Source organism: Hyphomicrobium methylovorum, assembly GCF_013626205.1.
Taxonomy (GTDB): domain Bacteria; phylum Pseudomonadota; class Alphaproteobacteria; order Rhizobiales; family Hyphomicrobiaceae; genus Hyphomicrobium_B; species Hyphomicrobium_B methylovorum.
This window is the reverse complement of sequence record NZ_QHJE01000001.1, coordinates 1,089,222-1,106,313: the sequence shown is the minus strand read 5'-3', so window position 1 is coordinate 1,106,313 and position 17,092 is coordinate 1,089,222. Positions and strand designations below refer to the sequence as shown.

The window sequence follows — 17,092 nt, the reverse complement described above, 5'->3', positions numbered from 1 at the left end:
CCACCTTCCGCCCAGCTCGCTTGAGCGGTCATGGCACAGTTTGGGCATGATGCCCGAGGACCGCCCGAAACAAACAAGCCGCGTGATTCTGTCGATACCCCTGACAACGGAGCTCAAGGCTGACCTTGAGCGGCGTGCGGGGCGGCAGCCAGTCAGTGCCTACGCTCGCAAGGTCTTGTTCCCCGCTAACGACAACGCGCCGCCCAAAAAGCGCATCGCACGTCATGACCGAAAGGACCGGCAAGCGTTTGCCACGGTTCTGGCCAGGCTCGGGGCAATGGAGGTATCGGGCAGCGTGCAGGAGTTAGCCCGCCTTGCCCGACTCGGCGCTTTGCCAATGACGCCAGAGGTGGAAGCAGCTCTGCAGCAGGCTTGCGCGGATATCGCCGCGATCAAGGCCCTGCTGATGAAGGCCCTTGGCCTGCGCAAGCGGTGATCAGCCAATGATCCTCAAGGCTTCACAGCGCGGCGGCGGAAAGCAGCTCGCCCAGCACCTCCTTCGTACCGACGAAAATGAGCACGTCGAGACTCACGAGATTCGGAGCTTCATCTCGCACGACCTGACCGGAGCGCTGACGGAGGCGCATGCCGTCAGCCTGGGCACGCGCTGTAAGCAGTTTCTGTTCTCGGTCTCGCTCAGCCCGCCGCCGCAGGAGCGGGTTTCTGTCGAGACGTTTGAGAGCGCCATCGAGCGAATTGAGCAGCGTACCGGCCTTGCGGGGCAGCCGCGCGTGGTGGTTTTTCACGAAAAGGAGGGCCGCCGCCACGCCCATGCGGTTTGGAGCCGAATTGATGCCGAGACGATGACGGCCATCAACCTTCCCTTCTTCAAAACCCGGCTGCGCGATCTCTCGCGCGAGCTTTATCTGGAAAACGGCTGGAAGATGCCGCGCGGCCTGATGAACAGCCGCGAGGCCGATCCACGCAACTTTTCTCTCCAGGAATGGCAGCAGGCCAAGCGCATCGGACGCGATGCCCGCGATCTCAAAGAGCTGATGCAGGAATGTTGGGCCGTTTCGGATTCCAAGGCCGCTTTCGTGCAGGCGCTGAAGGCTCGCGGCATTACGCTCGCCAAAGGCGACCGGCGCGGCCATGTGGCGATCACGCCCGAGGGCGAAGTGCTCTCTGTGGCCCGCTACACCGGCAAGAAGACCAAAGAGATCGAGAAGCGACTCGGCCCGTCGGACGCACTCCCAAGCGTGCAGGCGGCCAGGGCGGAACTTGCCAAAGAGCTTTCAGCCAATTTCCTGCGACTGCGGCGAGAGGCTGATCAAGAAAAGCGGCGTGCGCTTGTCCCGCTCGATCAACAGCGCGCGGCAATGGTTCATGCGCAAAGGACTGAGCGCACGCGACTCAAGACCGGGCAAGAACGGCGATGGGCCGAGGAAACCCGCACGCGGGCGGATCGCTTCGACAAAGGGCTAAAAGGGCTGTGGGGCCGACTATCGGGCAAACATGCTGAGGTGCAGCGTCAGAACGAACGCGACGCATACGCGGCTCTTGCCCGTGATCGCGCGCAGCGACAAGCGGTTATTGATGCCCAAATGCAGGAGCGGCGGGCGCTGCAGACGCAGATCAAGGCCGCGCGCGAACGTCATGCCTCGTTGCTGAAGGATTTGCGCGCCGATCAGCAGGCTGCAAAAAAGATCGAAAGGCCTGAACAAGCAGCGAAGGTCACCAAAACCTTCACTCAAGAAGCCCGGCCCACGCCTTCGATGGACGATCGCATCGAGCGCCTGCGTAAGGGTGACCGCGCACCGCGCCGAGGTCGCGATAGGGATATGGATCGGGAGCGGTAATGCTAGAGTGTCAGCATGACCACGATTCGGTACTTCGCGTATGGATCGAACATGCTGGCAGAGCGCCTTCAAAGGCGCTGCAAATCTGCGCATGCGGTTGGCTCCGCATGGGTCGATGGCTATGAACTTGTGTTTCACAAGATAAGCAAGGATGGCTCCGGAAAAGCCACCCTGATCAAAGCCAACGACGCATCCGCGCGTGTTTACGGCGTCATTTTTTCGATTGATGCCAGTGAAAAGACCGATCTCGATCGGCACGAGGGTCCGGGCTACGCCTGCCAGGACTTCCAAGTTTTTACTGCTCCGGCCTCACCCGTTGATGCCGTCACGTATCTGGCTCTGGCACAGTCTAGCAACACCGCACTCGTACCCTATGACTGGTACCGTGATCTCGTGATAGCGGGTGCAGAGCGGAACTCCTTACCCAACGCATATGTCGAAGGTCTAAGAGCTGTGGCGGCTAATCCTGACCCCGTTGCTGACAGACCTGAACGCCTCAACGCCATCGACTTGCTGAGCAAGATCGCGGCTTCATGATAAAGCCCCCGATCCCGACAGCGCGAGCCCCCGATATGCCTTGCCGTCATAGGGCAAGGGAATTGCCAAGGCGATAGCTGCAAAGACTTCGCTGACGGTGTCCACATCGGACGCTGTCAGGCCTTTGCTGGCACACCAGGCTTCGTAGGCTCGAAGAATCTCCTCCATAGACAGCGCGGAATGCGGGGCAGCGGTCAGCGCCTCCAGGCAAAACTCCTCAATGCAGCCTGCTGGCTTGGCCTGCTGCAAGATTGGCGAAGATGGACCCAATGGCGAATTGTGGCCGCTAGCGAGAAATAGCCCGAGTGAGGCCCCGATCTCGACCAGCAGTGCAACGGCGATGGTGAGCGCAAGCCGCACAGGCTCCGGCTTCTGACCAGTGATCCGACTGAGCAGCGAGGATTGTGGATCGCTATCTTGCCCCGCACCGCTCTCCCGCAGCCTTACGCTCTCTAGCTGCAGGCTGCCAATCTGCACGGATAGGCGATCCGCTTCCTGCGCAGCCGCCAGTTCGGCGCGCAGACGAAAATACTCTGCGCAGAATGACCTGCTTTCGCCCTCAGTTGCGTTCGTGCAATCTCTCGACACATGCCAACGCCTGTTCTGGCGCTTAGCCTCAATTTCTTCTTCCAGCACAGCTGCAGGACGGTGAGTAGGTAAGCCGCCGCGCCGCGCTTCGAGCGCTCTTAGTGAGCCAAGCACGCGCTCATGCGATTGCGTGAGGCCTTCACGACTCTCGACCAGCGTGCCTCGCGTAGCTGCGGCAAAGCCGATGGCGCTCAAAAGCGAGAAGCCTGCGAAGAAAGCGAAGGCGAGCGCACCGCTAAACGCGGCCACCATGCGCTTCGCCGCCCAGCTCCAAGCGATGAAAAACGGAAGCAGCGCTTTGAGTACGTCCGCCGCGGCGGAGGCCGCGCCTAGCACCTGGCCCTCCAGCGGCGTCTTCCCGAGCGAGGCCATGAACAGATAGTTCATCACGCCGGATACGGCGCACATAACGAGCGCGGCAGTGAAACCAGCTATCGATATTAGCTTCTGCATCGGCTGTGCCCTTGCTGGAGCTGCCGATGTAACAGCAGTCATCACCCAAGGGTGGGGGCTTCCTTTTCCACCTAGTGGCCGGAAGTCCGCATCGATAACATTCTTAGCATTGTCGTGGCCCAGATACTCGGAGAGCTTAAGTGTCTAGCTTTGCATCACTGGCATCAGCCAACGTAATGTATTGGGCGTTCCACATTTATTGGACGCTGATGTCCATCGGCGCGCTTTATGCCACCTACGTTCGTTTGAAATATCAAGGCCACGGGCATGCCCAAGCGTTCATCGTTCTGCTCGTCGCAGCAGCCTATCTGCTGATTGAGTATGGCCCTGTGTGGCCTTATTTTATGTATGTCGCGGCGATAGCGGCATACCTAGCGTCCTATTTATTCGTGCTGCTAGGCAAATACACTGAATATTCTGTATGGCTCATAGGCTTCTTCTGGCCGCACTTAATTATCTTAGCGCTAGTATCTGCCGACCTGGGACATTTCACACCTTATCTCTGCTTTCTCATGGGCGCGCTGGTATTGTGGCTTACCCTATCGGATATCTTTAACATCCTGACCGAAAAAATTCCCCACAATAGAACTACGATTATTCTCCATTACACATATTTCTTGATAAATTTGCTATTTTTAATTATTGTTTTCGCTAAGCTGCACAGCTACTTCGGAGTGCTAATAGGCGGCAGCTTTACATCGCATAATTTTTTCGATGCGTTGTATTTCTCGGTCGTTGTGTGGACTACGCTTGGCTTCGGCGACATTGTCCCAGCATCGAGTGCAGGCCGGATTACGGTCATGATAGAAGCGTCGCTCGGTCTGATGTCTATGGCGCTCGCCGTTGCCGTGACTCTCTCGGTTATCGGCAAGCTTTCAATTAACGAGCCGCCTAATGATCAGGGCGACAGTTGATAGGCGCCAAAGACGTAAAACAGGCGGAACGCTGAAGGTAACAAGCTGTAGGATAGCAACGGATTGGCTGATAATTATGATGAATATGCTAGCAAAAATATTTTCGAAAATAAAAATGCCGCCGGATTTGATGCGGGAATTGGCGCTAAGGCATCAAGAACGCCATGGCGACGCCGAAACGACCAAACAAAATCCGCTGAGGGGTAAGCCTGATCGGCCGTGGCTCGGTCATCTCGATCCGATTCCATTTGATCGCTTCCTCTAACGCTCCCTATCAATAGCGCTGGTGCCGATTCCAGTTTCGCTAATTTGATTTTTAGCCGTTATTTATTCATAATACATAATGGCTTTTGTTTCGGGGGTTCTATCAAACGGCATTTCAGTTGGTATCGATCCCAATCCCCACTCCCACGGCGTCTCGGTGCGCCTCGTTATTCGCAACGGCTCGCGCCACGACGGCGTATCGGGGTCTACCCATTTCCTTGAACACTGCATGTCCCAAGCGCGGACTGCATCCGGCAATGTCGCCGATGACCTGGAACGGCTCTGCGTCAGCAGCGGATTCTACACCTCGAAAGAACGAGTACTAATCGAGGCCGACTGCGTTGCCGAAGACTTCCAAGATGTGCTGCAGCTCATTTCAACTGCGGTTCTCGATCCCGCCTTCGACGATGAGAGCTTTGAGCGCGAGCAATCCCGCATCTTGCACGAAGAATTAGAATCGCGGACGAATTTTCCGCTGCTGGCACCACTCCAGAAGCGCCTGTATGGGAGCCACCTATTTGCCAATACGATCCTTGGCCTCAGAAGCGATATCGAGGCCATGACACCCGGGGCCTTGCGAGACCATCACCGCGCGAATGTGGTGGGCGAGCGTATCGGGATCGTTGTCTCCGGGCCGGTTGATCCGGCTCAGGTCATGGTTCAGCTTGAGGCACTCTTACGAAATTTACCGCGCGGCACGGCCGCGCCAGCGACTACTCAACCAATTTGCAACTCGGTTCACCTGTCTCATCACAAAGTGCAGGATACGCAAGAACTGTCATTTTACGTACAAGACACTGAAGCCGCGCCGGACGACCGCATGGCGTGCATTGCGTTCACAGAACTGTTAAAGAAGGAATTGGACCGTCAGCTTTGCGCTCGCGCCCTGAACTACTCGGGCTCATACGCCGCTTACGTCCCGTATTCGGATTTCGGATTTTATGAAATTTGCATCACGGCACCACCTGCGAATGCCCCAGACATCTCAAGGCTGATTTCATCCACGCTCGATGATCCGGAGCGCTGGCTAACAAGCGCCAATCTTGATGGGCTTAAGCGCCGCTGGAAGCTACAGGACGCCTTCCAAGTCTCCGATCCCCGTCAGCGGGTTCGCCTTATGGCCACTGAATACGAGCTTACCGGCAAGATCATCGACTGGCACACCATTGACGCCGGTTATGCTGACCTATCTTTGGAGCAAGTTCGCGAAGCTGCTCACCGCTTCGACATTGACAATGCTGCGCGCTTATCGATTGGGCCAGTTGCTCAAGCCAATTCGGCTGCTCCTGAAACGCAGCTCTCGCAGCAGTTTGATCTCGTCTGATTGACCAAGAGCGCTCACAGCGCTCATCCCGTGGCAAACCCTTCAGTAATCAAAATATCCACGACTGCCGTCATATTCCGTGCGCTGCCTTTTATCCGCCACGAGAAAGCGCAGACTCTCCTCCGTTTCAACTAGTGATGTTCTCTGGAGTTACAGCCGATGAGCAACAACAACCTCACTGATCAGCAGATCAAGGATGCGGGTACGAAGGGCAATCCTGTTTCAACGAACGGGATGAGCACCGAAGAGCGCAACCGCGTGAACAAAATCTGGAACGATGCCAAGAACGACGCTGGTAAGAAGTAAGTTCTGACTTTTCGCACTGCTGAGATCAGCCGAGAGCAATCCGGCTGGTCTTTTTTGTAGCCTGCCCCTCATACGCATCCAACGCTTCCGACAGCAGCCGGGCTTGGCTGAGACCATCGCGCTTAGCGAGGTCTGCGAGACGATCAGCATCGCTTTCCAGGATCGAAAGATTTTTCTGCACGCGTTTGCCGCCCTCTAACGTGGCGACGCGCGCAGTTGGCGTAAGCTCAGGGCGGAGATGCGTGCGGATTTGGTCGAGCTTGCTGAAGGTTTTCATGGCTTGAACCCGGAGGAGCTGGGAGCGCTCTCACCGCTCCCTATCGAAGTCCTGCTTGGCGCGTCCGCGCAGCAGCGCTTTGGGGCGATCTTCGCGCAGTGTGTCCTGCGCTTTATTAAGCCGCGCACGCAGGTGATGAATGCGATCGCGGTAGGCTTTGAATTGCTCGGTGTTTACCGTCTGCACTTCGTAGCCGTTGGGCGTGAGGTGCAGCTCAGCCCTCGGCTTGGGCTGAGCTGCGATGCGTTGGTCGAGTTCCGCTTTGGTTACGACACCAGAAGCGGCCCGGCCAAACTCAGGTTTGCTCACCGTTCATAACGGGGACCGTTATCGCGCGGGCGACGGTCCTCCCTTTCGGCGGTGCGCTTGTCGTCACGGCGATCTCCATCGCGCGCGTTGTCCTTCGTCTCCTGGATGCGTTCCTGGACGGAACGGACGACCACCTTGCCGTCCTTCGGGAAGGAATCCAGCTCGAGGTTGAACCCCTCGCCGTCTTTGTGTTTCCACACAGCACCTATGCGGTTGAAGTAGGACTTGTTCTCATCGCCCTCCCGCACTTGGTAGGCTATGTGAGAGGGGCGCTTAGTGTCATTGTCGTTGCTCATGTCTGATCTCCTTACGTGTCAGGGTTGGTAGCCTTCCACGTATGCCCAATTTCCATTCCGATATTGGGCGAAAGACGAATATTTCTTCGGCACAGGTCCTGTGATGACGCGGGCCTCCCGCGTTCCCCAACGTCCAGCGATGCGCACACGATCGTATGGAGGGTGATACGGATTGGGCAGATAGAGCCCTGCCAGCTCCGCGCACTCGAAATAGGGTTTGCGATCCGCCAGCACGGCCAGAGGTTCCTTGCCGGAGAGGAATAGGACCTGCTTATCCAAACCCAATGAGAGGACTTCGTCCTCAGTCAGCAGCTTCCTTGCTTGCTTGGTCCGCATCTGCGCCGCCTTTGAGAAGTGCGCGGCTTCCATCATGGCGGTGAGCATGTCTTCTCCAGCCATTACGCGCTGCACGGCAAGTCGCTTCTGGCGCGATGCCTCCTCCTGCAAGCGGGTGTCGTTGTATTCCAACGTCTCGGTGCCCAGCATGTTAGAAATCAGCCGCGCCGTGCTGAAATCCCGTGTGCCCAAAAACTGGCGCATCTGTGCCGAGGCCATGAACGTATCCGTTCCGCTCGGGCCGAAGTTGTGGGTGATCTGCCCGATATCCTGCCAGAACGTCCACGGCTGGATGCCGATGCCCCGCCCATAGGTGTAAAGCTGTTGCAACGCCTGAAACGCTCCGAGCTGAGCAGCTTCATCGATCAGCATCAGCAGCCGGCGAGAGCCCGGCGCGCGTGATTTGTAGAGCATGCAGGCCGTGAAGAACTGGCGGAGGCAACCGGCGCTCTGGTGAAGGTATTCCGCCGGGATCATGAGGAAGACAATTTTCGGGCTGGATGAATTGCACACATCCTCCAACGAGAAATCCGGGTTCTCCAACGATGCGCGGAGGATTGGGTCGTCAAGGAACGACAGGCTCGCGTAAATCTCACCCATAACCGACCCGAACTCGCGCGGGCTGTCCTGCTGCTTCGTGATCATCTCGCCCGCTGTGCGGCGCACGTCTTCGAATTTAGAGGTGCGCATGGCTTCCAGAAACGTCGCCCAATTCCCAAGGTCGCCCTCGACGACATTGATGACGCGCATCAAGTTGGCGAGGTTCGTCTGGCCGAATATTTCCGCATCAAACTTGATGATCGCTTCGACCCAGCCGCTGCCGCGCTGCTCGAAATACTTGCCCTCCGACCGGCTGGTGACGGTGACGAGCGCCCGTGCGGCCAGTTTGCAATCTGCATGAAAGGTCGATTTACGCGGATCAATGGGATCAAGCGGGTTGCAGTGATGTGATGGCAGCCCGTGCAGGCGATAGGGGTTCCAGAGGAACGCTTCGATTCCGTGCCGCGCCAGCGCAGGCATGAACGTGGCTGCGATCTCACCTCTCGGATCGAGCACGATCATCGAGCGGTCTTGGACCGTACATAGGATATGACCGATCACAGTCGTGAGCTTGCCCGTGCCTGCGCCGCCAAAGGTGATGAGTGGCGCATCGCCCTCCAGATGCAGCGATTTGCGTCCCATAAAACCGACAGGAAGGCCCCTCCCTGCGAGAAGCCCTGCACTGCGGATCAGACGCTCATCTGCCCAGCCTGCGCTGCCGAAGCGATATTGCTCGTTGAATTCGGTGGGGTGCATCGCAGCCTCCTGTCCTTAAACAGCAAGGGGCCGCATCGCGGCGGCCCCCTTTTGGCTATCATTCGAAAACAGCGGTTCCGCCGCGCAGCACCCACTTGAACTTGATTTTCGAGGCAATGTTGCCAACCAACGCAGTCACGATGCCGTACACGATTGCTGTGCCGATGTTGCCTGCGAGCAGGTTGAGCGCTGCGACGATAAAGGCGATCACCGCGAGGATAGTGAATGCGTCGTGCGCGAACTTGCGGGGCTTGCTGATGATGACGTCAGGGATATGAGCCATTGTAGAGTTCCTTTCGACGGTGCTTGGTTTTTCAGATGAACCTGGTCGCGGCAGCGAGACCGGCTGCGACGATGGCGGTAGCGAGCGTGGCGCGCGATACGAAGAAGGTCAGCAGCGCCATGGTGACGAACCAGACGAAGCTGACGAGGTCGAGCGCGTCACCGGTCACGCCGTAACGGCTCGCGGTGTAGCTCACGACCCAATGAACCGTGCGAGCATAGATTTCAGGGGTCAGCAGGAAGGCGGCGACGAAGGCCAGAATGTTTGCCGTCCACTCGATGGACTGCATGAAAACATCCTGGCGCTTCTGGCGATGATCATTGGCGTTGCGCATTTGGGATTGCTCCTTTCACCGCTTCGGTCCGCCACCAAGATGGCGGCAGACCTGCAGCAGATGGTCGATGCTAGGAGCGACCAGCGGGCGTGTGGGGAAGATGCTGGGAGGAAGTTTGCGCTACTTGGCAATGAACCCGGCGCGCACAGGGTTAGAGATGCGGAAGGCGAGATCGATCAGGCGTAAACGGGCGATGATGCGGCGCTGAGGGGCCTGGCGCGGGTCGTATTCCGCGAAATACATGAAGGTTGAGAGCCAGCGGAAACTGCCATCATCGTTGAAAGCGGCGTCGATATCTTCATCGTCGATTTCAAACGGCTTGCCATCCGGCCATGTGATGCGGCCCCGAAATCCGTAAATCGTGTCCGCAATCCAGTTCGGTATCTCGCGGCGGGAGATGCCAAGCGCGCGGGTCGCGGTTGCCAGACGTTGGAAATGTGAGCGGCGGGATAGCTCCTCATCGCTCGCCACAACAACAACACGCTTGTTGTCGTTCACCGGCTTGAAGGCACAGGGTTGGCAGACATCGCGTCCGCAGCGTTGGCAGTAGGTCATAACTCAAGTCTCCTTTTGTTGTTGTTTTTGGCGATGCTCGTTTTCAAGCACCGCGCCTTAGCTCTCGAACACACACGTATGAGTTGAAGTGTTTGTTTAAGTTCTGCTGGCAAACTACTGCAAACGCGGCGTTTTCTGCAAAATCGAAGGGAAGAATAGCCGCACATAAACAACCATGAAGTGAAGCGTAGGTGCGGGTGTTGGGTATCGTCGAAAAACAAAAAAGAGGGCGCAGATACGCGCCTCGAAATCGCTATGTGGCGGGTGCCAAATTATCGGAGCACAAGTTCCTGCGGGTGCTGCACGGCTTCGCGGAAAGCACGCCGATCAAGGTACTGGAGCCAACTACCCATGTGAGCGGTAAGACGATCCGCACGACTTACGGGACATTGCGCGCGCACCTTCCCGTTGCAACGCAGCGCGAGCGCACCCGGTTTTCTCATGCCGGTGTCTATCTGTTTGAAGACGAGAGCGTCGCGCCAGAAGGCCGCCGCATCATCGCGAGCATCGAGCGGACGCGCCGCTTCAGCCGCTACATCAAACGGCAAGCACCACGCGTGTCCGCAGACGATGAGCACCTTTTCCTACTGGAGAAGGCCGTGCGGATATTCTGCGCGCTCGACTTGCGAGGCATGGAGGTCGATGATCGCCTATTGGCGCAAATCGCCGAGGCCTTCACGGCCCTCCGTCCGAGCGAACCGCTGCAAAAGCTGGCCGAGTTCATTCCTGGCGCAAAGCCGCATGCACATCCCGAACTGCGGCTGTATGAGGATTACCGGAGATACTTGCTCAAGAACCCGCTCGGCAAAGGAATTTAAGTTTGTGCCGGTGCGCAGCAGGTTGGCGCGCATCCGCACTCTTTGCTTTTCACATCCACTGCTTCGATCAGGTTCACGCGCTTGGAAAGCTCTTCAGCGGTCTCGACGCGCTCGCTGTAACGATCCGTGAGGTATGGGCTTACACCCCGCGTGAGCAGCGTGAACTTCACCAACTCTTCCATCACATCCACCACTCGGTCGTAATAGGAAGAAGGCTTCATCCGGCCTGCGTCGTCAAACTCCTGAAAGGCTTTGGCCACGGATGATTGATTGGGGATGGTGAGCATCCGCATCCAGCGGCCCAGCACGCGAAGCTGGTTTACGGCGTTGAACGATTGCGAACCGCCGCTCACCTGCATGACTGCCAGCGTTTTACCTTGGGTCGGGCGCACAGCGCCCGAGTTGAGGGGAATCCAATCAATCTGAGCCTTCAGAATTCCACTCATGGCACCGTGGCGTTCGGGCGAGCACCAAACCTGCCCTTCGGACCAGGCTACAAGATCGCGCAGCTCCTTCACCTTGGGGTGATCTTCGGTGGCGTCATCGGGCAGCGGGAGGCCGCTTGGGTCGAAAATCTTCGGCTCCGCCCCCATGGCCACTAAAAGACGCGCGGCTTCGAATGTTAGGAAACGGCTGTAGGAGCGCGGACGCACGGAGCCATAGAGCAGGAGGATGCGTGGCTTATGGGCTGCTTGGGGCTCGCGGAGCGCAGCCGGGTCGGGCGTGGCAAAAGTGTCAGTCTTGATATTGGGAAGGGATAGATCGAGTTCAGACAACGCGTTCACCTTTTTCGTTTATCACCACTTCGCCGTCTTCCTTGATGAAGGGACCGATGGCGGGGTTTGGGAGAATATCCAGCACAGCCTCCGAAGGACGGCAAAGCCTCGTGCCGAGCTTCGTGACCACGATCGGCCGGTTGATCAGGATAGGATGGGCCATCATAGCGTCTATCAATTCATCGTTAGTCTTGGCTGGATCGCTGAGATTGAGCTCATCATAGGGCGTCCCCTTCTGACGCAGCAGCTCGCGCGGCGTGATGCCCATGGCGCTTATCAGGCTCACAAGCTCGTCACGAGTAGGCGGCGTTTTCAGGTATTCGATCACGCGCGGCTCTTCTCCGCTCTGGCGGATCATTTCCAAAGTGTTGCGTGACGTGCCGCAGGCGGGGTTGTGATAGATCGTGATCATGGTGTCTTCTATTCTGCCGCCTTGAGGTGTGCGGTCTGTTGGGCAGCGGCGGGCGCGAGGATGCGGGTTACGCCCAAGGCGATCACTGCACCGATGAGCTGGGCTGCGATAAACATCGGCACATGCGCAGGTGCGATGCCCGCAAAGCTATCTGTGAAGCCCCGCGCAATCGTCACGGCGGGATTGGCAAACGACGTCGAGGCGGTGAACCAATAGGCCGCCGTGATGTAAAGCCCGACCGAGAGCGGCACGGCGTCCGGTCTGGCGCGGAGTGTCAGCAGGATCGTCAGGATAAGGCCGAAGGTAGCAACCGCTTCGGAGATGCCCTGCCCCCATCCGGCGCGCAGCTTCTCAGAAACCTGCATTAGGGGCAGATCAAACATGGCGTGAGCAAGCAGGACGCCGGCTAGCGCGCCGAATAACTGCGCGATGACATAGAGGCCTGCGGTATGCGCGGAGATTTCCCGGCGCATGAGAAAGATGGCGCTCACTGCCGGGTTGAAATGTGCCCCTGAGATCGGGCCCAGCATTGTGATGAGCACCACCAGGATTGCACCCGTTGGCAGCGTATTGCCTAATAAAGCGATCGCGACATTCCCGCCAGCAAGGCGCTCGGCCATGATGCCCGAGCCCACGACGGTGGCGAGCAGCAGCGCCGTGCCGAGCGCTTCCGCGACTAGTTTTTGTTTGAGAGTAACGGCGGCGCTCATGCGCGCTCCGGCGTTGGGGTGCTTTGCCCGATTTCATCAAGGCGGCGCTGGAGCGAGAGACTGTCGAGCGAGGCCAGAGGCAGGTTCACGAAGATGCCGATGCGCTGATAGAGCATGCGGTGCGTGTCGGCGAAAGCGAGGTGCTTTTCGGTATCCGAGCCTTGTGCGCTAGAGGGATCGGGTAAACCCCAATGCGCGCTGATCGGTTGGCCGGGCCATACGGGGCACGTCTCGTTGGCGGCGTTGTCGCAAACCGTGAACACGAAATCGAGCTGAGGCGCATCAGGCGCGGTAAACTCTTCCCATGATTTCGAGCGCATGTTGGAAATGTCGTAGCCGATCTTGCCCAGCATATCGAGCGCGTAGGGGTGCACGCGCCCGCTTGGCTGGCTCCCGGCGCTGTAGGCCTTGAACCGTCCAGCCCCCAGCTTGTTCATCACTGCTTCGGCAATGATCGAGCGCGCAGAGTTATGCGTGCAGAGGAACAGCACATTGAGCGGGGCCTTGGTCATCACTTTCCTCCCTTACTGGTACAAACCATTTTTGCTTTCTTGAACACCGTGCCGCACAGCTCCGGCTGCCCCTGACAGCAATCCTCCGTCAGATATTCGAGCAGCTGCCGCATCCCATCGATATGCACGGCATAGCGCACATAGCGGCCATGCCTGCTGGCGTGGAGCAGGCCTGCCCGGTCCAGTTCTTTGAGATGAAATGACGTGGCCGTGGGACTGGCCTTGATGGCGTCGGCGATCTCATACGCGGCAAGCCCGTTGGGGCCTTGCCGCACTAAGAGACGAAAAATGCCAAGGCGCTGCTCATGGGCGAGCGCTGCCAAAGATGTAACGGCTTGCTTCTTATTCATACACTAACAATACAACAATCCTTGAATGATTCAATATAAATTTGCAGTGAGATTGGTTTCGATCGAAACGGGGGGTTAGCTGGACGCTGGGCTAGAGAGCGCATCAAGGATGTGGCATTGGGCAATCCGCCCCTTTGCGCAGGCCTTGATCATGTGTTCGAGCTCAGTCCTAAGAGCGCTTAGACGCTCTATGCGATGGGAGATCGCCTTGAGGTGATCGCGCGCCAAGGCATCAACTTTTGCGCAGGATTGCTGTGGTTGTTCGGCTAGCGCTAGCAATTCGCGGATGGAATCGACCTCAAATCCGAGCTCGCGCGCGTGCCGGATGAAGCGAAGCCGGATGAGCGCCTTTTCACCGTAAAGCCGCCTGTTGCCCTCGCTGCGGACGGGTTCCGGCAAGAGACCAATGCTCTCGTAGTAGCGGATGGTAGGGATTTTGACACCGCTCTCGCGCGCCAACACACCAATGGGAATGCGACCTTTCATAATTTACTTGCTCCTCTAGTCACTAGAGATCTTATGATGTGAATCATGAGCGTGAAAGAGAAGATTACAGATGCGTCTTGCCAGCCCGATTCCTGCGGCTGTCACGGCAATCCAAAATTCGACGGCATGGATCGTCGCTACGTCCGCATCCTATGGGCGGTCATTTCCATAAACGCGACTATGTTCGTCATCGAGATGGTCGCGGGGCAACTCGCCGGATCGCAAGCGCTGCAGGCTGACGCCCTAGACTTCCTGGGTGACACACTGACCTACGGGATCAGCCTGGCCGTGATCGGCCAATCTATCGCTTTGCGCTCAATGGCAGCATTGGCTAAGGGCACAAGCCTGCTTGTGATGGGCCTCTTCGTATTTGGAAGCACTCTCTACAATGTGCTGTTCCTTGATCTCCCGCGCGCAGAGATCATGGGCACCATCGGCTTTCTGGCGCTTGCTGCGAACGTGACCAGCGTTCTTCTCCTGCTCCGGTACAAGGACGGTGATGCCAATGTGCGCTCGGTTTGGCTGTGCTCGCGGAATGATGCCATTGGAAACGTGGCCGTGGTGATCGCGGCGCTCGGCGTATGGGGAACTACCACCGCTTGGCCCGATCTTATTGTCGCTGGTGTGATGGCCGCTCTTTTCCTGACCTCTGCCACCCAAATACTGCTGCAAGCATGGCAGGAATGGCGGACCAGAACGGTTAGCGGGCCCCGCACGGGTCAGGTTTCAAAAGAATGAGCTCGACCAATAGATGGCCGGGGCCGTTCCTCTATCTCCTCTTAGTCGCACTGACGATCACTTTGGACCTCGCAAGCAAGAGTGCCATGGTCTGGCTTCTTGAAGGTGGCGCGAGGACCATCACGCTGCTTCCGTGGTTGGACCTGCGGCTAGCATACAATCGCGGTATCAGCTTCAGTCTGTTTGAAGCCGAGCATGCCGGCCATGTCACAACATTGGTTGTGATCGCCAGCCTTGCTGCGATTGGTTTTGCGATTGTCGGACTCTTGGCGGCGGCCTCATCTGAGAGAGTTTCATATCTCCTGATATCAGGCGGAGCGGCCGGGAATGTTATCGACCGCGCCGCCAATCATGCAGTGACTGACTTCATAAGCTTTCATGTGGGCCAATGGCACTGGCCAAGCTTCAACATCGCTGATGTCGCCATCACGCTGGGCGTTGCAACGCTCTTAGGATCGTCATTTGGCTTGTTTCAACGAAAGAGCCCCCTGAACTAGGGGGCTCGCCCGTCACGCGGCGCTTCATTCACTCCGCGATGAGCCGCGCACGTTCAGGGTGCTTGATGCGGAAGTAGAGGTCGATCAGCCTCAACCGAGCAATCACGCGACGCTGCGGGCGCTGTCGCGGCTCAGTTTCAGCGAAGGAGAGGAAGTCCGATATCCAACGGAAGTCTGGATCGGCGAACGTGTCGTCGATCTCCGTATCTGTCGGCTCGAACTTGCGACCGTCAGCGAAATAGATCGTGCCTTCGAAGCCGTAGATCGCGTCGGCCAGAATGTTCGGAATCTCTCGACGAGATACGCCAAGCGCAACGGTGGCGATGGCAAGACGCTGGAAGTGCGAGGTCCGCTGGAGCTGATAGTCAGCAGCCATCACCACGGTCTTTTCGCTTGCCTCATGCGAGAATGAGCAATGGGTCGAGGCGGAGTTCTTGGGGTCCATGATCGTCTCCTCACGGCAAAGCGGGCACAAATCCGCGACGCGTGATGAGCTACATGGAAATGTCGGGTACCCGTTTCAAGAGTCGGGTACCCAATTTATTTTGAGTTGGGTTCGAGGAGCGCTTCGATCGTCTGCAAGAGGTCGGGACGCTCCCGTTTGATGCGCTCAATCGCTGCATCCACCAGCCAGTCGCTGCGTGTTTCGCCGCTTCCTGCCACGACTTCGTCGATGGCTGCCGCAATACGAGGATCGATCCGCAGCTTCACTTGTACCGTGGGTCTGTTCACTTCGGCATCGGCGGACTTCGTCGGATCAGGCAGCTCCGCGCGCTTTCTGTATGTTCGTTTTAGGGTGTCGCGTTCGTTCGAAATTTCTCTAAGCTCATAGTGTAGATACCTAAGTATAACTCCAACCGCCTTAGGATTGCCAATAAATTGCTTAAGTACATCCTCAACGTCTTGTCCAACTGGTTGCGAGTTTTCAGCGAAACCGCCTCTAAGCATTGACGCCATTGCTTGAGCACACTTCGTTGCTATGGCGTCTAGTCTTGTGTTTTTGAACCTAAGATTTTCAACAATTAGTCCGTCTGGTAATTTCAACACCCCAAAATTTTCTGTTTCTTGCGCCAGCCGCGCCAGAAAGGCCGATAACGACCCGGCATCTCTGGGCCGAGTCAGCCCCTTCTTCATCAGTGCCGTTTGAACCTGCGTTAAGACGGCTGGCTCTAGCAACTTGCCAAGGGCTGGTGGAAGATCGCTGTCTCCAGGCCGGACTGAAATCGGCCCCTCAATACTCGGTGCACCGGCACTTTCGGCATGAGAGGTCTTTGCCGCTTCCGCGCGCCTTCTGCTCATGCACGTCCCTTCGGGTGACCTAATCAAATCTCGCTAAGCGCAGCGCCCAATCAATTTGGGTACCCGTAATATAGGCCAGCGCTGGAGCCAGTCAATCCGCACGCTACGGGAGCTGTCGCCGTTCCGTTTTGTGTGAAATCACTTTTTTGGAGACGGCTCCGGCTCGGCGGGCTGTGACGGCTGATTGAGCAAATCTGGATGGTCACGTAGCAGCTTCTCTTCCAAAGCGGCAGTGACCCAATCATTGCGCGTGAGATCACCCCCATCACGTCGAAGGGCAGTGTCGATGGCGTCAGTTAGCTCAGGAAGGAAGCGGAGGGCCACTTGCTTGCGTCGCAGATTGGCAGGCGCATTGGCAGGCTTCGTCGGATCAGGCAGCTCCGCGCGCTTGCGATAGACTCGTTTAAGTGACTTCTCGTGATCGTCCAAAATATCCGCAATAACAATATTTACGCATTACATAAACAATGGTTCGAGTTTAGCAGTTGCAACAAAATTATGCAAAATAATTACGTATCGCAAGAGTGCCATAAATTAAATCGCGGTGCTCGCAGACCAGCCTGTTTGACATATTTATACCGTGTACTGTATAATTTTACCATGCAGTATGGGGTAATGGGGAT

The 17,092-nt window shown here is 57.3% G+C and carries 26 protein-coding genes; 10 read left to right on the top strand and 16 right to left on the bottom strand.

Annotation, left to right across the window (positions count from 1 at the left end; genetic code table 11):
- Positions 1-46: 46 nt before the first annotated feature.
- The 3 genes from DLM45_RS05505 to DLM45_RS05495 are packed head-to-tail and all read left to right on the top strand — an operon-like array spanning position 47 to position 2,336.
- A complete protein-coding gene (locus DLM45_RS05505) occupies positions 47-436 on the top strand; it encodes a hypothetical protein (protein WP_181336185.1) in 390 nt (129 codons plus the stop codon).
- A 7-nt stretch (positions 437-443) separates the two neighbouring features.
- Positions 444-1,799: a relaxase/mobilization nuclease domain-containing protein gene (locus DLM45_RS05500; RefSeq protein WP_181336184.1), complete on the top strand. Its 1,356-nt coding sequence runs from the start codon at positions 444-446 to the stop codon at positions 1,797-1,799.
- Positions 1,800-1,814: 15 nt separating this feature from the next.
- On the top strand, positions 1,815-2,336 hold the full coding sequence (locus DLM45_RS05495) for a gamma-glutamylcyclotransferase family protein (RefSeq protein ID WP_181336183.1): 522 nt from the start codon (positions 1,815-1,817) through the stop codon (positions 2,334-2,336).
- On the opposite strand, the gene DLM45_RS05490 is transcribed toward DLM45_RS05495, so the two are convergent.
- Positions 2,331-3,377: a hypothetical protein gene (locus DLM45_RS05490; RefSeq protein WP_181336182.1), complete on the bottom strand. Its 1,047-nt coding sequence runs from the start codon at positions 3,375-3,377 to the stop codon at positions 2,331-2,333. The genes DLM45_RS05495 and DLM45_RS05490 overlap by 6 nt on opposite strands.
- A 140-nt stretch (positions 3,378-3,517) precedes the next feature.
- Between DLM45_RS05490 and DLM45_RS16665 the strand changes: the two genes are divergently transcribed.
- The 4 genes from DLM45_RS16665 (at position 3,518) to DLM45_RS05470 (ending at position 6,185) form a co-directional block, all read left to right on the top strand.
- On the top strand, positions 3,518-4,291 hold the full coding sequence (locus DLM45_RS16665) for an ion channel (protein ID WP_181336181.1): 774 nt from the start codon (positions 3,518-3,520) through the stop codon (positions 4,289-4,291).
- Positions 4,272-4,556 (top strand): hypothetical protein, encoded by a 285-nt coding sequence (locus DLM45_RS05480; RefSeq protein ID WP_181336180.1) that lies wholly within the window; start codon positions 4,272-4,274, stop codon positions 4,554-4,556. Before DLM45_RS16665 ends, DLM45_RS05480 begins: the two co-directional genes overlap by 20 nt.
- A 78-nt stretch (positions 4,557-4,634) precedes the next feature.
- Positions 4,635-5,879, top strand: a complete 1,245-nt coding sequence (locus DLM45_RS05475; protein ID WP_181336179.1) for a M16 family metallopeptidase — start codon at positions 4,635-4,637, stop codon at positions 5,877-5,879.
- Between the two features lie 159 nt (positions 5,880-6,038).
- On the top strand, positions 6,039-6,185 hold the full coding sequence (locus DLM45_RS05470) for a hypothetical protein (protein WP_181336178.1): 147 nt from the start codon (positions 6,039-6,041) through the stop codon (positions 6,183-6,185).
- Between the two features lie 25 nt (positions 6,186-6,210).
- Here DLM45_RS05470 and DLM45_RS05465 read toward each other — a convergent pair whose 3' ends face one another.
- From DLM45_RS05465 to DLM45_RS05435, 7 genes are all read right to left on the bottom strand, one after another.
- Positions 6,211-6,462, bottom strand: coding sequence for a hypothetical protein (locus DLM45_RS05465; RefSeq protein ID WP_181336177.1), 252 nt, complete (start codon positions 6,460-6,462; stop codon positions 6,211-6,213).
- A gap of 30 nt (positions 6,463-6,492) precedes the next feature.
- Entirely contained in the window at positions 6,493-6,771 is a 279-nt protein-coding gene (locus tag DLM45_RS05460; RefSeq protein WP_181336176.1) for a hypothetical protein, read from the bottom strand.
- Complete coding sequence (locus DLM45_RS05455; RefSeq protein ID WP_181336175.1) at positions 6,768-7,067, bottom strand: hypothetical protein; 300 nt, start codon at positions 7,065-7,067, stop codon at positions 6,768-6,770. The genes DLM45_RS05460 and DLM45_RS05455 overlap by 4 nt, the downstream gene beginning before the upstream one ends.
- Positions 7,068-7,085: 18 nt before the next feature.
- Positions 7,086-8,699 carry a type IV secretory system conjugative DNA transfer family protein gene (locus tag DLM45_RS05450; protein WP_181336174.1) on the bottom strand — a complete coding sequence of 538 codons (1,614 nt, stop codon included), beginning with the start codon at positions 8,697-8,699 and terminating at the stop codon, positions 7,086-7,088.
- A 58-nt stretch (positions 8,700-8,757) separates the two neighbouring features.
- Positions 8,758-8,982, bottom strand: coding sequence for a hypothetical protein (locus tag DLM45_RS05445; protein ID WP_181336172.1), 225 nt, complete (start codon positions 8,980-8,982; stop codon positions 8,758-8,760).
- A gap of 31 nt (positions 8,983-9,013) precedes the next feature.
- Positions 9,014-9,316 carry a hypothetical protein gene (locus tag DLM45_RS05440; protein ID WP_181336170.1) on the bottom strand — a complete coding sequence of 101 codons (303 nt, stop codon included), beginning with the start codon at positions 9,314-9,316 and terminating at the stop codon, positions 9,014-9,016.
- A 120-nt stretch (positions 9,317-9,436) separates the two neighbouring features.
- The gene (locus DLM45_RS05435) at positions 9,437-9,871 is read right to left on the bottom strand and encodes a hypothetical protein (RefSeq protein ID WP_181336167.1); all 435 of its coding nucleotides are present in this window, start codon (positions 9,869-9,871) and stop codon (positions 9,437-9,439) included.
- Positions 9,872-10,071: 200 nt separating this feature from the next.
- On the opposite strand from DLM45_RS05435, the gene DLM45_RS05430 reads away from it, so the two are divergent.
- Positions 10,072-10,689, top strand: a complete 618-nt coding sequence (locus DLM45_RS05430) for a hypothetical protein (protein ID WP_181336165.1) — start codon at positions 10,072-10,074, stop codon at positions 10,687-10,689.
- Here DLM45_RS05430 and arsH read toward each other — a convergent pair.
- From arsH to DLM45_RS05400, 6 genes are all read right to left on the bottom strand, one after another.
- Positions 10,686-11,465 (bottom strand): arsenical resistance protein ArsH, encoded by a 780-nt coding sequence (arsH, locus tag DLM45_RS05425; RefSeq protein ID WP_210269803.1) that lies wholly within the window; start codon positions 11,463-11,465, stop codon positions 10,686-10,688. The two genes, DLM45_RS05430 and arsH, sit on opposite strands and share 4 nt — an antisense overlap.
- Entirely contained in the window at positions 11,458-11,877 is a 420-nt protein-coding gene (gene arsC, locus DLM45_RS05420; RefSeq protein WP_181336163.1) for an arsenate reductase (glutaredoxin), read from the bottom strand. Before arsC ends, arsH begins: the two co-directional genes overlap by 8 nt.
- An 8-nt stretch (positions 11,878-11,885) precedes the next feature.
- Positions 11,886-12,587: an aquaporin gene (locus DLM45_RS05415; protein ID WP_181336161.1), complete on the bottom strand. Its 702-nt coding sequence runs from the start codon at positions 12,585-12,587 to the stop codon at positions 11,886-11,888.
- On the bottom strand, positions 12,584-13,099 hold the full coding sequence (locus DLM45_RS05410; RefSeq protein WP_181336159.1) for an arsenate reductase ArsC: 516 nt from the start codon (positions 13,097-13,099) through the stop codon (positions 12,584-12,586). The genes DLM45_RS05415 and DLM45_RS05410 overlap by 4 nt, the downstream gene beginning before the upstream one ends.
- Complete coding sequence (locus DLM45_RS05405) at positions 13,099-13,449, bottom strand: ArsR/SmtB family transcription factor (protein ID WP_181336157.1); 351 nt, start codon at positions 13,447-13,449, stop codon at positions 13,099-13,101. Before DLM45_RS05405 ends, DLM45_RS05410 begins: the two co-directional genes overlap by 1 nt.
- Before the next feature lie 75 nt (positions 13,450-13,524).
- Complete coding sequence (locus tag DLM45_RS05400) at positions 13,525-13,935, bottom strand: MerR family transcriptional regulator (protein WP_181336156.1); 411 nt, start codon at positions 13,933-13,935, stop codon at positions 13,525-13,527.
- Positions 13,936-13,980: 45 nt separating this feature from the next.
- Between DLM45_RS05400 and DLM45_RS05395 the strand changes: the two genes are divergently transcribed.
- Entirely contained in the window at positions 13,981-14,673 is a 693-nt protein-coding gene (locus DLM45_RS05395) for a cation efflux transmembrane domain-containing protein (protein WP_181336154.1), read from the top strand.
- On the top strand, positions 14,670-15,170 hold the full coding sequence (gene lspA / locus DLM45_RS05390; protein WP_181336152.1) for a signal peptidase II: 501 nt from the start codon (positions 14,670-14,672) through the stop codon (positions 15,168-15,170). The genes DLM45_RS05395 and lspA overlap by 4 nt, the downstream gene beginning before the upstream one ends.
- Positions 15,171-15,198: 28 nt before the next feature.
- On the opposite strand, the gene DLM45_RS05385 is transcribed toward lspA, so the two are convergent.
- Together DLM45_RS05385 and DLM45_RS05380 are read right to left on the bottom strand one after the other, a co-directional pair.
- Positions 15,199-15,615, bottom strand: coding sequence for a hypothetical protein (locus DLM45_RS05385; protein WP_181336144.1), 417 nt, complete (start codon positions 15,613-15,615; stop codon positions 15,199-15,201).
- 95 nt (positions 15,616-15,710) lie between these two features.
- Entirely contained in the window at positions 15,711-16,469 is a 759-nt protein-coding gene (locus tag DLM45_RS05380; RefSeq protein ID WP_181336142.1) for a hypothetical protein, read from the bottom strand.
- Positions 16,470-17,092: the final 623 nt, after the last annotated feature.

Excerpts from the sequence above, each read along its gene's own strand:
- DLM45_RS05505 (WP_181336185.1), top strand. The coding sequence starts at position 47 with ATGATGCCCGAGGACCGCCCGAAACAAACAAGCCGCGTGATTCTGTCG.
- DLM45_RS05395 (WP_181336154.1), top strand. The coding sequence starts at position 13,981 with ATGAGCGTGAAAGAGAAGATTACAGATGCGTCTTGCCAGCCCGATTCC.
- DLM45_RS05435 (WP_181336167.1), bottom strand. The coding sequence starts at position 9,871 with ATGACCTACTGCCAACGCTGCGGACGCGATGTCTGCCAACCCTGTGCC.
- DLM45_RS05475 (WP_181336179.1), top strand. The coding sequence starts at position 4,635 with ATGGCTTTTGTTTCGGGGGTTCTATCAAACGGCATTTCAGTTGGTATC.
- DLM45_RS05490 (WP_181336182.1), bottom strand. The coding sequence starts at position 3,377 with ATGCAGAAGCTAATATCGATAGCTGGTTTCACTGCCGCGCTCGTTATG.
- DLM45_RS05495 (WP_181336183.1), top strand. The coding sequence starts at position 1,815 with ATGACCACGATTCGGTACTTCGCGTATGGATCGAACATGCTGGCAGAG.
- DLM45_RS05440 (WP_181336170.1), bottom strand. The coding sequence starts at position 9,316 with ATGCGCAACGCCAATGATCATCGCCAGAAGCGCCAGGATGTTTTCATG.
- DLM45_RS05500 (WP_181336184.1), top strand. The coding sequence starts at position 444 with ATGATCCTCAAGGCTTCACAGCGCGGCGGCGGAAAGCAGCTCGCCCAG.
- DLM45_RS05410 (WP_181336159.1), bottom strand. The coding sequence starts at position 13,099 with ATGACCAAGGCCCCGCTCAATGTGCTGTTCCTCTGCACGCATAACTCT.
- DLM45_RS05470 (WP_181336178.1), top strand. The coding sequence starts at position 6,039 with ATGAGCAACAACAACCTCACTGATCAGCAGATCAAGGATGCGGGTACG.
- DLM45_RS05400 (WP_181336156.1), bottom strand. The coding sequence starts at position 13,935 with ATGAAAGGTCGCATTCCCATTGGTGTGTTGGCGCGCGAGAGCGGTGTC.
- DLM45_RS05405 (WP_181336157.1), bottom strand. The coding sequence starts at position 13,449 with ATGAATAAGAAGCAAGCCGTTACATCTTTGGCAGCGCTCGCCCATGAG.
- DLM45_RS05450 (WP_181336174.1), bottom strand. The coding sequence starts at position 8,699 with ATGCACCCCACCGAATTCAACGAGCAATATCGCTTCGGCAGCGCAGGC.
- DLM45_RS05385 (WP_181336144.1), bottom strand. The coding sequence starts at position 15,615 with ATGGACCCCAAGAACTCCGCCTCGACCCATTGCTCATTCTCGCATGAG.
- DLM45_RS05480 (WP_181336180.1), top strand. The coding sequence starts at position 4,272 with ATGATCAGGGCGACAGTTGATAGGCGCCAAAGACGTAAAACAGGCGGA.
- lspA (WP_181336152.1), top strand. The coding sequence starts at position 14,670 with ATGAGCTCGACCAATAGATGGCCGGGGCCGTTCCTCTATCTCCTCTTA.
- DLM45_RS05445 (WP_181336172.1), bottom strand. The coding sequence starts at position 8,982 with ATGGCTCATATCCCTGACGTCATCATCAGCAAGCCCCGCAAGTTCGCG.
- DLM45_RS05380 (WP_181336142.1), bottom strand. The coding sequence starts at position 16,469 with ATGAGCAGAAGGCGCGCGGAAGCGGCAAAGACCTCTCATGCCGAAAGT.
- DLM45_RS05415 (WP_181336161.1), bottom strand. The coding sequence starts at position 12,587 with ATGAGCGCCGCCGTTACTCTCAAACAAAAACTAGTCGCGGAAGCGCTC.
- DLM45_RS05465 (WP_181336177.1), bottom strand. The coding sequence starts at position 6,462 with ATGAAAACCTTCAGCAAGCTCGACCAAATCCGCACGCATCTCCGCCCT.
- arsC (WP_181336163.1), bottom strand. The coding sequence starts at position 11,877 with ATGATCACGATCTATCACAACCCCGCCTGCGGCACGTCACGCAACACT.
- DLM45_RS05455 (WP_181336175.1), bottom strand. The coding sequence starts at position 7,067 with ATGAGCAACGACAATGACACTAAGCGCCCCTCTCACATAGCCTACCAA.